The sequence below is a fragment of the Paenibacillus sp. FSL R5-0378 genome, from assembly GCF_038009285.1.
Classification (GTDB): Bacteria; Bacillota; Bacilli; order Paenibacillales; family Paenibacillaceae; genus Paenibacillus_AQ; species Paenibacillus_AQ favisporus.
The window spans coordinates 2397448-2410442 of record NZ_JBBPAY010000001.1 but is presented as its reverse complement, the minus strand read 5'-3'; the positions used below and the strand labels follow the sequence as shown (position 1 = coordinate 2410442).

The following is a 12995-nucleotide window of genomic DNA, read 5'->3' as shown; positions in this document are numbered from 1 at the left end:
CTCGCGGTTACTCATCTAACAGCCATGTTATAGTTGACTTCATTTCGAACTCTCCTCAAATCCTCATCAACCATCATCTGAATCAACTGTTTAAAGCCTACTTCCAGTTGCCAACCCAGCTTTTCCTTGGCCTTCGAACAATCGCCCAGCAATAGATCCACTTCTGCGGGACGCACAAATTCGGGATCAATCACGACGTAATCTCTGTAATCCAAACCAACGTAAGAGAAAGCTACTTCGAGAAGTTCCTTAACGCTGTGCATTTCGCCTGTAGAAATAACATAGTCATCCGGCTCGTCTTGCTGCAGCATCAGCCACATGGCCTTCACATAATCCCCGGCAAATCCCCAGTCCCGAAGAGAATCGAGATTCCCCATTCTCAGCTCATGCTCCAGACCCAGCTTAATTCTGGCTACACCGTCCGTTACTTTTCTGGTCACAAACTCAAGTCCGCGCCGCGGGGACTCGTGATTAAATAGGATTCCGGAACAAGCAAACATATTAAAGCTTTCACGATAGTTGACCGTGATCCAATGTCCATATACTTTCGCAACGCCGTAGGGGCTGCGCGGATAGAAGGGAGTCGTTTCCTTTTGCGGCGTTTCGACGACCTTTCCAAACATTTCGGAACTGGAAGCCTGGTAGACTTTAGCCTGCGGCTTTATAATGCGCACGGCTTCCAACATGTTGGTTACCGAAATCGCGGTCATTTGTCCTGTTGCCAAAGGCTGGGGCCAGGATGCGGCAACAAACGATTGGGCAGCGAGGTTATATACCTCGTCAGGATCGGATAAGCGTACCGCTTCAATCAAGGAAGCCAAGTCCGTCAGGTCCCCGGAAATCCATTTAATCTGGTCTTTGATGTGTTGAATATTTTCGTAGTTTGGCGTGCTCGTTCGTCTCCGCAGTCCAAACACTTCATAGCCTTTTGCCAACAATAGCTCCGCCAAATAGGAACCGTCTTGTCCTGTAACCCCTGTAATCAGCGCTCTTTTCATATTATCCTCCGATATTCTCTATACTTGTTTGATTAAAAGGTCGTCCCGGTAAGCCTTATAAACCGATTCCAGACCTTCCTGAAGTGTAACTTTGGCTTTCCAGCCGAGCTTGTTGATTTTCGTAACGTCTACCAGTTTTCTGGGGGTACCATCCGGCACAGTCGAATTGAACACAATCTCCCCTTCATAACCAACCACCGACTGGATGAGCTCCGCCAGTTCCCTGATTGAAATATCCTGACCAACGCCGACGTTAATAATGTCGCTGTCATCATACTGATCCATAAGGAACAAACAGGCTTCAGCTAAATCATCCGAATGGAGGAACTCCCGTCTGGGGTTTCCAGTCCCCCATACCTCGACCGAGCTGAGATTGTTTTGCTTCGCCTCATGGAATTTGCGGATTAATGCCGGCAGAACATGGGACGTTTGTAAGTCAAAATTGTCGTTAGGGCCGTACATATTTGTCGGCATCACCGATATGTAATTCGTTCCGTATTGGCGGTTGTACGACTGGCACATGTTGATGCCTGCAATTTTGGCAATGGCATAGGGCTGATTGGTCGGTTCAAGCTCACCGGTGAGCAAGTATTCTTCCTTTAGCGGTTGCGGGGCAAACTTCGGATAGATACAGGTGGAACCAAGGAATAACAGCTTCTTCACTTGGTTTTGGTACGCAGCGTCAATGACATTCGTTTGGATGAGTAAATTGTCCCTGATGAAATCCGCTGGATAATCATTGTTCGCCGTAATCCCCCCAACCTTGGCAGCCGCTAAAAAAACGTATTCGATCTGTTCCTCTCCAAAAAAACGATCGACCTCGGCCTTATTTCTCAAGTCCAGTTCTGTGCTTGTGCGGGTAATTAAATGGTGGAACCCCCGCTGTTGAAGGGCCCGCAGAATCGCAGACCCCACTAATCCTCGATGTCCTGCCACATAAATTCTCGAATTCAAATCCATAAACCATCAGCTCCTGCCCGATCTTTAATAAGCATTCTTTGAACCCGCAAACATCCGGATCGTCATAAAAATAATCTTCCAATCCATCATCACGCCGCGCTGCTCGATATAGCGCAAATCCAGCTCCACCATCTCGCTGAAGCTCAGCTCGTTTCGCCCGCTCACCTGCCAGAGGCCGGTGCATCCGGGGATGACCCTCAGGCGCAGCTTATCGTAGCTGCTGTATTCCGCGACCTCCCGCGGAAGGGCCGGCCGGGGGCCGACAAGCGACATGTCACCGCGCACAACGTTCCATAGCTGCGGCAGCTCGTCGATGCTCGTTTTGCGGATGACGGCGCCCACCCGGGTGATGCGCGGGTCCTTTTTCATTTTGAACATGGCGCCGCTGATTTCGTTTTGCTCCAGAAGTCCATCCAGCAGTTCTTCGGCATTGGATACCATGGAGCGGAACTTGTACATCCGGAACGGTTTTTCGTCTTTACCGACACGGGTTTGTCCAAAAAAAACGGACCCTTTCGGGTCCTCCAGTTTAATCAGAATCGCAACGATCAGAAACAGCGGTGAGAGCACGACAAGGCCGATCAGCGCAAGGACGATATCCGTCGCTCTTTTAAACGCTTGATAAATGACCCGGGGATTGTCGTTCTCCAGAACATATGGCGAGTACGCCGGCGTACCCTCGAATGCGACATCCGACTCGTTTCTTTGCGGTGTGGGAGAGATCACCACCTATCACCTCACTAGCGATTTATTTTGCCGAGCTGTTCCCGCTCGAGAATATGCTCCATCCCCTGCAGCAGCGGAGTGCGCAGTTCTTCGTACTGCAGCGCAAAATCCAGTGTCGTCATGATGAAGCCCAGCTTCTCGCCGACATCGTAACGCGTGCCTTCGAAATCGTAAGCATAGACGCCCTGGCTCTCGTTCAGCTTCTGAATGGCGTCGGTCAGCTGAATTTCCCCGCCGGCTCCTTCTTCCTGCAGCTCGAGGTAGCTGAAAATTTCCGGCGTCAGAACATACCTGCCCATAATGGCCAGGTTCGAAGGAGCCTGTCCTGCCGGCGGTTTCTCCACAAAATAGCTCACTTCGTGCAAACGTCCGAACTTCTCCAAGGGCGCAACCACCCCATACCGGTGCGTCTGTTCGCTCGGAACGGTCTGCACGCCGATGACGGACTTTTCAACTTGCTCGTACTGCTCCACCAACTGGCGGATGCAGGGCACCTCAGACTGTACGATGTCATCCCCAAGCAGCACTGCAAAGGGCTCATTGCCAATAAAGTTGCGGGCGCACCACACGGCATGCCCCAGCCCTTTGGCTTCCTTCTGGCGTATGTAGTGAATCTCCACGTTGGAGGACCGGCGGACTTCGTCCAAAAGGTCAAACTTCCCCTTGCTGAACAGATTGTTCTCCAGCTCAAACGCATGATCGAAATGGTCCTCGATGGAGCGCTTGCCTTTGCCGGTCACGATAATAATGTCCTCGATTCCGGACGCCACCGCTTCTTCTACGATGTACTGAATCGTCGGCTTGTCGACGATCGGCAGCATTTCCTTCGGCATCGCTTTGGTCGCGGGTAAGAACCGGGTTCCAAGCCCCGCTGCGGGAATAATCGCTTTTTTCACTTTCCTCATCTCATTCACTACCCATCTTTTATATTTTTCTTTGTACCCCAGATGCATGCTGTGTATGTAGAAAACCTAGCTATATGCTCTTCGCAACAGGGAAAAGACCATAGCTCCATTTTCTAAAAACAGGGCATTCAACCCGTCCTCACATCACACCCTCGACAATGAATGTCTAAGGTCCATAGGACCCACAGCGTGACCGAGTGCCTCCAGTGATAAAGGTTCAGTAGGCATTACCTTCTTGAAAAACATGTCTTTATTGAGCCTGCATACCGTAATGGTCCGCAGCAAAGGCCTGCTGGTCGCGGCTGCTCCGGTTAAGCACCAGCCCCAGCATGTTGGCCTTCACATGATCCAGCTGTTCCTTGGCCGCCCTCAGGTGGCTCCGTTTGACCTTGCCCGCGGCAACCACCATGATGACGCCGTCGCATAACGCACTCGTAATGACGCCATCCGACACCGCAAGCACCGGCGGTGTATCGATAAGGATGACGTCGTACTCCTGCCGAAGCTCCACCAGCATGTCCCGCATGGCGGCCGAGTCCATCAGCTCTGCCGGGTTGGCCGGCACGGGGCCGGCCGTCAGCAGGGACAAATGGTTAATGCCCGTCTCCTGAACGGCCTGCTGCACCAGCACGTCCCCGGCCAGTACCGTACTCAACCCGTGCCGGTTGGAAAGGGAATAGATGTCATGCAGCGCTGGCTTACGCATGTCCGCGTCAATCAGGAGCACCTTCCGGCCTTCCATCGCATAGGTCACCGCCAAATTGCTGACCGTTGTCGTTTTGCCTTCGGAAGAACGCGTCGATGTGACCATGATGACCTGATGCGCCGCGTCTTTGGGGGAAAAATGAATTTTGGTCCGGAGCAGCCGGTATGCCTCGGAAACCCGGGAGGTTGGATTCCCGGATACAACCAGAGCTTCTTTATTGATTGAGCGTCGCATACTTGCCTTCACCTACTTTTTGATTTGGTATACTTGTGCCGCTTCGGGTTTTCAAATCCGCCCGGTTCATTTCGCTGATGACTGCAAGCACCGGCATGTCCAAAATTTCCGCAGCCTCGGCCTCCGTTCTCACCGTATCGTCCAGATAGTCAAGCAGGAAAACCAGTCCGATGGCGAGCATCAGAGAAACGACAAAGCTGATCAGCATGTTCATGACCGGGTTAATGTTGATCGGTCCAGGGGAGGCCTTGGTGTCGGCTTCGCTAAGAATCGTAATGTTGTCCACGTTCATAATGCGGGGAATCTGTTCCTTAAACACCATGGAGACGGCATTGACGATTTTGGCCGCCCGGGTATAGGACGGATCCTGATACACCAGGTTCATGACCTGCGAATCATTGGCTGAAGTGACCGAGATCATCGCTGCAAGTTCACCGGGCGATGCTTTCAGATCGGGATATTTTTGCACGACTTTGTTCATAATGGCGGACGACTTGATGATTTCTTTATAGGAGTTAATGAGGAAAATGCTGGTCTGGATCGTTCCGGCATTCAGGCTGGCCCCGCCGTCCGCGGAGGCGGATTGGTTTACGATCAGTTTGGCGTTGGCCTCATAAACCGGCGTCGTGAGGTAGAGGCTTTTGACTCCGGTAGCCGCAACGGCAATAACGACAATCGCCGCGATTAACCACCACTTTTTTACAATGATTCGAAAATACTGTTTAAGCTCCATAAACACGCTACCCCCGCTAATCATTTTTCAACTGCAGTTGTGGGTCACACCTTACCGATACAGTATGTATTATTCATCCTACACTTTAAGATACAAATTGTATCATGTCAAGCAAATGACTCTAATTTTTTTCGAAAAGCGACATGATTATGCAGCGAAAAACCGCTTTCATCCGCATTTCCATGCATATTCAGACAGTTAAAATCCGCATTTCCTTTCCGGGCGTTAAAAAAATTGACGGCCTGCAAACTTGAAATCCGAAAAATGCTGCTATATACTTGCCGAAAAAAGTTACACTTTGTATCGCAAACACGCCTTCTCTCATCTCAGAACGGACACATATATAATGGAAGCGCTTTAAATGAAGGAGGAATTATGCGCATTTTTCTCACCGTGACGTGGGCAGTCTGCCTGTTCGTCTTTACCTGTTCTTTCGATTTCAACGCCCTTCTCCACCATCACCAGGCGGATTTCCGGCTGAACCCCTCACCCGATTGGAGTGAGCTGCTCAAGCTTGATTTACAGTGGTCGAGCGAGGCCTGGATCAACCGAAAAATCGGGCATTTTATCGGTTTCTTTCTATTGGAACTGCTCTTGTCCAATTTGCGCGGCTCGAAGCTTGCCGTCATGACGGCGATCTTGTACGCGGCGTTAACTGAGGTTCTTCAGCTGTATTTTTTTCGAAGCGGACGGATTTACGACATCGTGAACGATACGTTCGGCATCCTCTGCGCCTACCTGTTCTGCCTTATGCTCCAGGCTTATATCAAGCGGACAAACCGTGCCAGAACGGCAGCACGGCCTCCGCGTTCAGCTCTCCCATCCGACAAAAAGCAAACCAGGTAAACTTTCCTCATCCAAATTCACTAAATTTCGCACGTTGAAAAAATATGTTGATACAATATGTATACATGTAGTATGATACAGAAGAACTAGATACATATTGTCGCAAATTGTTTGAACGGTACATAACGGAGGAAGATGTCATGAGCGCAATTGCGGGGATTTACCGGTTTAGCCAAGACCCCTTAGACGTCAGCGCCGGAGCGCCCATTATGGAGTCACTGAAACGGTATCCGGCAGACCGGAGTTCGATATGGCAGCAGGGCCATGTGTGGTTCGGTTGTCACGCCCAGTGGATCACGCAGCAGTCTGCCCACGAATTGTTGCCCTTCTATTGCGCAGAACGCAGGCTGGCCATTACCGCCGACGCCATCATCGATAACCGGGATGAGCTGATGGATGGGCTGCAGGTCCCTACCCGTGCAAGACAAGCCATGACGGACGGGGAAATTCTGCTGCTCGCTTACGAAAAATGGGGAGAGTCGATGCCGGAGCGTTTAGTCGGCGACTTTGCTTTTATGATCTGGGACGGGAACAAGCAGATGCTGTTCGGAGCCCGGGATTTCTCCGGCGCGCGAACGCTCTATTATCACCGGAACGGGGAACAACTGGCCTTCTGTACGGCCATTCGCCCGCTGTTATCCCTGCCGTATGTTCATCAGGAGCTGAACGAACCTTGGCTGGCCGAGTTTCTGGCCATCAGCGGGGTTTTTGAGCCGCCGGACTTATCTACAACGGTTTACCGGCATATCGAGCAGCTGCCGCCTTCGCATACGCTCACGGTCCGCAGCCGCCAGGTGTCCGTCTCCAGATACTACAGCTTGACGGAGACTTCCCCCCTGCAGCTTAAGACTTCCGAAGAATATCAGGAAGCTTTCCGCGACGTGTTTAACCGGGCCGTTACCTCAAGGCTGCAGCGGACAAGCCGGATGGTGGGGGCTCATTTAAGCGGGGGACTGGATTCCGGGTCGGTTGCCGGTTTTGCGGCCAAAGCGCTGGAGCGTGATCACCGGAAACTGCATACGTTCAGCTACGTTCCCGAAGACGGCTTCGAGGATTGGACGCCCAAGCGGAGACTGGCCGACGAAAGGCCGCTCATCCGTCAGACCGTCCAGCATGCGGGCAACATCGAGGACAGCTACCTCAGCTTTAACGGCCGCAGCCCGTTTACGGATATCGACCACTGGCTGGATATTATGGAGACACCCTACAAATTTTTCGAAAATTCATTCTGGCTTAGAGGAATTTACGAACAGGCGCATGAGCGCGGGGTGGGCATTCTGCTGAATGGCGCAAGAGGAAATTACAGTATCTCCTGGGGCAACGCCTTGGACTATTATGCCAAACTGATGAAGAAAATGGCGTGGGTCCGCCTGCGCGGGGAGATTAACCAATACAGTATGAACATTGGCGTAGGACGCAAACGCATCATAGCCGAGCTCTGCAAGCAAGCTTTTCCGCTTCTGAAACGCAGGCATGCCGCCTCATCCGCCAATGAATTTCCGCAGCTGGTTAACCCGGAATTTGCCAGACAGGCCGGCGTTTACGACAAGCTGACGGACAGGCAGTTCACCGAAATCGGATCGGGCGAAGACCTTCCCTCCGACCCGGTGGAGGCGAGAAAGTATCATTTTGACAGCTATAACGTATGGAGCACGACAGGAACGAGCGTCAGCAAGCTCTCGCTGCAGTATCCCCTCTGGGCGCATGATCCGACCAACGACCTGCGCGTCATCCGGTACTGCCTGTCGGTACCGATGGAGCAGTATGTGCAGAACGGCCTCGACCGCGCGTTGATCAGACGCTCTGCCCAAGGCTACCTTCCCGACAACGTCCGGCTGAATCAGCGGCTCAAGGGGATCCAGGCCGCCGACATCCTCCACCGGATGACCCCGCACTGGTCGCAAATGGTCCGGGAGCTGGACCAACTGTGCCGGGATTCCCGCATGCAGCAGGTGCTGAACATTTCTGTCGTACGCGAAGCGCTTGACGAAGCCAGAAACGGGATGCACCCAAGCCAGGCCTACAGCCCGGCCATCAAGGTGCTGATGCGAAGCTTAATCGTGTACCGCTTTCTGGAGCGAAACTTTTGAAAGGAGGTGAAATCGATGAAAAAAGAATGGACTACACCTGAACTGGAAGTATTGGAAGTCAGCATGACGATGGCTGGCCCCGGAAAAGGCAAACCGGACTCTTTCCAACCGGACCCGGATGATCCTGTCTTCTACAGCTAATCCCAATTCATAACCGAGCGATCAGGAGCAGCCCTTGGTCCCAATTATATGGGGTAAGGGCTGTTCTTATATCCACATTCTTCTGACGAAGCGGAGAAAATATATGATCAAACCAGCGATATATACAGCCTTCGGGCTTAGGATAGAAAGTGAAATCCCGCTGCCCGAGCTCCGGCCGGCCTTGCGTTTCGGCCAAGATATCCAGGTGCGGATCGGCTTCGCCGACCTTGACGATGCCTGGGCACAGCGGGAAACACCCGTCAACAAATTCGCCGTAAGCGAGCAGCAGGTGATGTTCCGGATTCCGAAGCTGGCCGTGTTCAGCGCAGAGAACGGAACCGACATTTACGTCTCGCCGGAGGCAGACGCGGACGAGGATCAGATCCGGCTGTATGTCCTCGGTACCTGCATGGGTGCTATTCTGATGCAGAGGAGAATTTTGCCCCTGCACGGAAGCGCCGTCGTCATGAACGGCAAGGCTTACGCCCTGGTCGGCCACTCCGGACACGGCAAGTCTACGCTGGCATCTGCTCTGCTGCAGCAGGGATGCCAGCTGCTGACCGACGATGTCATCGCCGTTTCGATGGATTCGGAGCAGATTCCGCTTGTTGCCCCTGCCTATCCACAGCAGAAGCTTTGGCAGGACAGCCTTGACACGTTTGGCATGGACGCGGGCGGTCTCCGTCCTCTGTTCGACCGGGAAACGAAGTATGCGGTCCCCGTTCTCTCCAAGTTTGCATCCGAACCGATTCCGCTGGCCGGCGTGTTCGAATTGGTCAAAACGGACTGCGAACAGCCCGAGATCCGGGAAGTCGGGGGCTTGGAGCGCCTGCCCCTTCTTTACCGCCATACGTACCGCAGCTCTCTCCTCGCGGAGAGCGGTCTAACCCCGTGGCATTTTGAATGCACAACCCGCCTGTCGGGATCCGTGAATATGTATCAGCTGCAGCGTCCCCTGGATCAGCCTACGATCAGCAGATTGACCGAGATGGTTCTGGATGTTATTGGAGGCTGAGCAATCCAAATTCATACCGGGTATCGCCATCGCCGATCCATGACCAAGCCCTGTTCCATTGCTGGAACCAGGGTTTTTTATGCTGCAGAAATGTCCCATCCCCTCCCCCTCTTTCCGGAGTCTCACTCAAAAAAACATGAGCTGAATCATGTCCCTCACTTTACGCAGATCCTGCTCTTCCAAACGTTGAAGCTGTCCTAAAATCTCGCTGATGACCTTCGTCTCCGGCGCACATGAGCGACTATATTCCACCTCTTCTTCCTGCCCGTCCATCGGCTCGACAAAGGAAGTGCCGAGCGTATCCCTCATGCCCGCTGCAAGCAGCTGCAGCTCATCGAGCGTGTAGCGCTGCATAAAACGTTTGGCATTCCGCTCGATCTGGCCATGCAGCGCTTCATGCAGGTCGTATATTTCCCTGCCGAGTGGAGTCAGCCGGAAGAGCACCTCTTTTTTATTGTCAGGCAAGGACTCGGACTGGATGACGCCAAGTACGATGAGTCTCCGGGTGACTTTGGAGACGCTGCCGCGTGGAATGTCGAACTGCTTGGAGATCGTGATCCCGTTAACGGGTTCAAGCTGGCCGACGGCGTCAATGACATGAAGCATCACGATGGTCGACTCCTGCAAAACCGCCTTGACCTCCGGATTGTCAGTTTGGGAGATCATCCACTGCCTTTCTTCATCGATGCCTTCCGCCTGAAATCTCCGCTGAATCTGCGCGATGCTGCTCATCATTTCCTGAATGACGATTTCTTTTTGCGGCCATTCTCCAGGGGATGGATGATCTTGTTTGGATCGGTTCATGCGGCTGGTCTCCTTTCCTGCACTTAACGTTAAAGTAGTTACAGCCAGTATAACAGCATAACGCCTCCAAATAAAGATTCCATGAAACAATATTGACACCAATAAAACAAAAACGTATTATTGATTCTAAGAAATTATTTTGTTTCTAGGAATCATTAAATGGAGGGTATCCCCATGCATATCGTTATCGTTTTTGATCATCCTTACGGAGCGTCCGCCTCCGGCAACATTCCCCACCGCAGAAGCTTCTCCGCCGCCCTGCTGGCGTCCGTAACCAGCGGCCTGACTGCCGCTGGCCACACCTTGGATCTGGTGGACCTGCAGGCCGACCGCTTTAATCCCGTGACCTCAGCCGAAGATCTGGCCGCCTGGAGGCAGAGAGACACCCGGGACCCGTTGGTCCAAGACTACCAGCGCCGGCTGATGGAAGCTGACCATCTTATTTTCATCTTTCCGATTTGGTGGGAAACGATGCCCGCGCTGACCAAAGGTTTTTTGGATAAAGTGTTCGTCAAGGGCGTCGTTTTTGACGAGGTTAAGCCCGGACGCCCGTTTGTCTGCCTTCTTCCCAAGTTGAAGGGGGTTTCTCTGCTGACGGTTATGAGCACACCCGGATTCGTGTACCGTTGGATATTAGGTAATCCGATCACGAAGATTCTGTTTCGCGGCACGTTTCGAAAAATGGGCATCCACAAGCTGCGCTGGCTCAATTACCCCGGGATGGAGCATCTCAGCCTGGAAAAGAGACGCGAGCGCCTGGCCGCAGCGGAAAAGCGCTTCAGCCGGTTGTAAACAGCAACCTTTTGAAGACCACTCCGCAGTCCCTCCGGTTTGAACGTGCTGGCCCAAGCAAACCGTGGCGCAAGCCTCACTGCTGGCAAATTAGCTAACAATAACCTGTCAAAACAGCTTGCGTTACCAAGTAGAGGCTTTTCAAATAAATCCCCCGTGACCCCATTGACATGTTACCATAAAGTAACATATATTATACGTAACTAACAAGTAACATGTTTAAGGGGAGTGTACTTTATAATGAAACTAAATATGAACATGACTATGGAACACCCATTTTATGATATTGCTGTAATCGGCGGCGGGCTGACCGGTCTGACCGCTGCGATTTATGCAGCTCGGTCCGGGCGATCCGTCATACTGCTTGAAAAAGACAGCCGCCTAGGCGGCCTGGCCCAAACCGCCAGAATCGGTGGAGCCTTGTTTAATTACGGCCCCCGTGCCATGTACGAAGGAAGCGCGGCGCTGCGGATTTTGGAAGAGCTCGGCTGCAAACCTTCCTTGGGCAGCGGGACGAAAAATGCCATGTACGGCATTCTGGATGGGAAGCTCATCCATGCCGCCCAGGAGCTAAGTCCCGAGGAGCAGACGGAATGGAGTACGCTCATGGGAAGCCTGAACCGGATCGATCCGGAACCGATCCGCTCGATCAGCATGAAAGAATGGACACTGGGGAATGTCCGTTCCGACCGCGTCCGCCAGTTCTTTTACGCCATGTGCAGACAGTGGGCCTACGATGACGACATGGAGCGGTTAAGCGCAGGCTACGTTTTGGAACAAGGACAGCTCGCCAGCCAAGGCGTCCGGTATGTGCTTGGGGGCTGGCAGACGGTCATCGACAGCCTTCAGCGGGAAGCCGTCCGGGCCGGCGTTGTCATTGCCGCAGGTGCCGAAGCTGCCCAAGTTGTGCATGAGCAGGGAACAGTCACCGGTATCCTTCTGTCCGAAGGGACCCTCCTTAGAACAGGCAGCATCATCGCCGCGGCCGGACCGCATGCGGTCAGCAAATGGCTCAAGGGTTCCGGCTTGCACAGCCGTTCGCTGGAAGTCTGGAAGGAGCAGTCTCACCCGCTGTACGTTTCCTGCCTGGACGTCGCTTTGAAACAGGTGCCCTATCCGGATCGGGCGTTTGTTCTCGGACTGGATGAGCCGTTCTATTATTCGAACCATTCGGCAGCGATCCCACTTACAGACGACGGTTCCCAGGTGATCCATGTGATGACATACCACGGGTCCAGTCCTGCCGGTGATTCCGAGCTGGTCCTGCGGCGCCTGAAGGAAAGGCTTGAAGCCATTCAGCCGGGCTGGGAGCAGGCGACCGCCGCCGTCCGTTTCTCCCCGAATCTGCTTGCCGCTCATGCTTCCCGGCCTGCGCTGCGAAGCGGGGATGCTCCCGCACCGGGACCGGCCGTTCCGGAAATTTGCGGGCTGTACGTCGCCGGCGACTGGGTGGGCCGCGAAGGGCGCCTTGCCGATACCGCGATGACGAGCGCCAAACTCGCCGGTCTGACGGCCGCGGGCATAGATTGACGCGCCATGTAATAGTAAAAAGGACCTCCCCGAAGGAAGGTCCTTTTTATTGTGGTTCATCTATCGTATCGACTGATTAAGAGTTGTCTCTTTGACGGGCCCGGGCCTCTCCGCCCTTGCGGCCGGCTTCCTCACGGCTCATTTTGCCGTCCCTGCCATCGCTATCGCTTCTCGCTTCTCCGCCTTGCCGGCCGATTTCCTGATAAAATTCGCGGTCATGCGAGTCTGATGTCGCCTCGCCGCCCTTACGGCCGATTTCCTCATAGAACTCACGGTCATGGGAATCTGCCGTCGCTTCGCCGCCTTTTCTGCCGATTTCTTGATAAAATTCCTTGTCATGCGTTTTGGCGGTTTGCTCGCCACCCATACGTCCGGCTTCTTCGACGGTCATCTTACGGTTATCTTTGTTATTTGCCATTTCGAATCACTCCTTCTAGGGTTTTGAGTGTTGCGCTTGCATTCATTACTTACCCGTGCCCCTGGATATGAAACATCGTATTTGTGCATAGATGGGT

14 protein-coding genes are annotated in these 12995 nt (G+C 53.2%); 6 read left to right on the top strand and 8 right to left on the bottom strand.

Translation table 11 applies throughout. The features are described from left to right. Positions 1-11: 11 nt before the first annotated feature. The 6 genes from gmd to MKY74_RS11350 form a co-directional block, all read right to left on the bottom strand. Entirely contained in the window at positions 12-998 is a 987-nt protein-coding gene (gene gmd, locus MKY74_RS11375; protein ID WP_076170378.1) for a GDP-mannose 4,6-dehydratase, read from the bottom strand. An 18-nt stretch (positions 999-1016) separates the two neighbouring features. Next, positions 1017-1958: a GDP-L-fucose synthase gene (gene fcl / locus MKY74_RS11370; protein WP_076170379.1), complete on the bottom strand. Its 942-nt coding sequence runs from the start codon at positions 1956-1958 to the stop codon at positions 1017-1019. Between the two features lie 24 nt (positions 1959-1982). Further along, positions 1983-2681: a sugar transferase gene (locus MKY74_RS11365; RefSeq protein WP_076170783.1), complete on the bottom strand. Its 699-nt coding sequence runs from the start codon at positions 2679-2681 to the stop codon at positions 1983-1985. Positions 2682-2698: 17 nt separating this feature from the next. Further along, the gene (galU, locus tag MKY74_RS11360; protein WP_076170786.1) at positions 2699-3589 is read right to left on the bottom strand and encodes a UTP--glucose-1-phosphate uridylyltransferase GalU; all 891 of its coding nucleotides are present in this window, start codon (positions 3587-3589) and stop codon (positions 2699-2701) included. 250 nt (positions 3590-3839) lie between these two features. Beyond that, a complete protein-coding gene (locus MKY74_RS11355; RefSeq protein ID WP_076170380.1) occupies positions 3840-4529 on the bottom strand; it encodes a CpsD/CapB family tyrosine-protein kinase in 690 nt (229 codons plus the stop codon). Continuing rightward, complete coding sequence (locus MKY74_RS11350; RefSeq protein ID WP_076170381.1) at positions 4510-5262, bottom strand: YveK family protein; 753 nt, start codon at positions 5260-5262, stop codon at positions 4510-4512. The genes MKY74_RS11355 and MKY74_RS11350 overlap by 20 nt, the downstream gene beginning before the upstream one ends. Before the next feature lie 375 nt (positions 5263-5637). On the opposite strand from MKY74_RS11350, the gene MKY74_RS11345 reads away from it, so the two are divergent. The 4 genes from MKY74_RS11345 to MKY74_RS11330 all read left to right on the top strand — a co-directional run bounded on the left by MKY74_RS11345 (position 5638) and on the right by MKY74_RS11330 (position 9354). Beyond that, positions 5638-6108 (top strand): VanZ family protein, encoded by a 471-nt coding sequence (locus MKY74_RS11345; protein ID WP_076170382.1) that lies wholly within the window; start codon positions 5638-5640, stop codon positions 6106-6108. A 140-nt stretch (positions 6109-6248) separates the two neighbouring features. After that, positions 6249-8198, top strand: a complete 1950-nt coding sequence (locus tag MKY74_RS11340; protein ID WP_076170383.1) for an asparagine synthase-related protein — start codon at positions 6249-6251, stop codon at positions 8196-8198. A gap of 15 nt (positions 8199-8213) precedes the next feature. Then, positions 8214-8339, top strand: coding sequence for a paeninodin family lasso peptide (locus MKY74_RS11335; RefSeq protein ID WP_105441696.1), 126 nt, complete (start codon positions 8214-8216; stop codon positions 8337-8339). 103 nt (positions 8340-8442) lie between these two features. Continuing rightward, entirely contained in the window at positions 8443-9354 is a 912-nt protein-coding gene (locus MKY74_RS11330) for an aldolase (RefSeq protein WP_076170384.1), read from the top strand. A 126-nt stretch (positions 9355-9480) separates the two neighbouring features. On the opposite strand, the gene MKY74_RS11325 is transcribed toward MKY74_RS11330, so the two are convergent. Then, positions 9481-10158, bottom strand: a complete 678-nt coding sequence (locus MKY74_RS11325; RefSeq protein ID WP_076170385.1) for a winged helix DNA-binding protein — start codon at positions 10156-10158, stop codon at positions 9481-9483. Between the two features lie 174 nt (positions 10159-10332). Here MKY74_RS11325 and MKY74_RS11320 point away from each other — a divergent pair, with 174 nt between their 5' ends. Together MKY74_RS11320 and MKY74_RS11315 are read left to right on the top strand one after the other, a co-directional pair. Next, complete coding sequence (locus tag MKY74_RS11320; protein WP_076170386.1) at positions 10333-10950, top strand: NAD(P)H-dependent oxidoreductase; 618 nt, start codon at positions 10333-10335, stop codon at positions 10948-10950. A 240-nt stretch (positions 10951-11190) separates the two neighbouring features. After that, positions 11191-12480, top strand: coding sequence for a phytoene desaturase family protein (locus MKY74_RS11315; RefSeq protein WP_084203897.1), 1290 nt, complete (start codon positions 11191-11193; stop codon positions 12478-12480). Between the two features lie 76 nt (positions 12481-12556). Here MKY74_RS11315 and MKY74_RS11310 read toward each other — a convergent pair whose 3' ends face one another. Next, positions 12557-12898 carry a KGG domain-containing protein gene (locus MKY74_RS11310; RefSeq protein WP_076170387.1) on the bottom strand — a complete coding sequence of 114 codons (342 nt, stop codon included), beginning with the start codon at positions 12896-12898 and terminating at the stop codon, positions 12557-12559. Between the last annotated feature and the right edge of the window lie 97 nt (positions 12899-12995).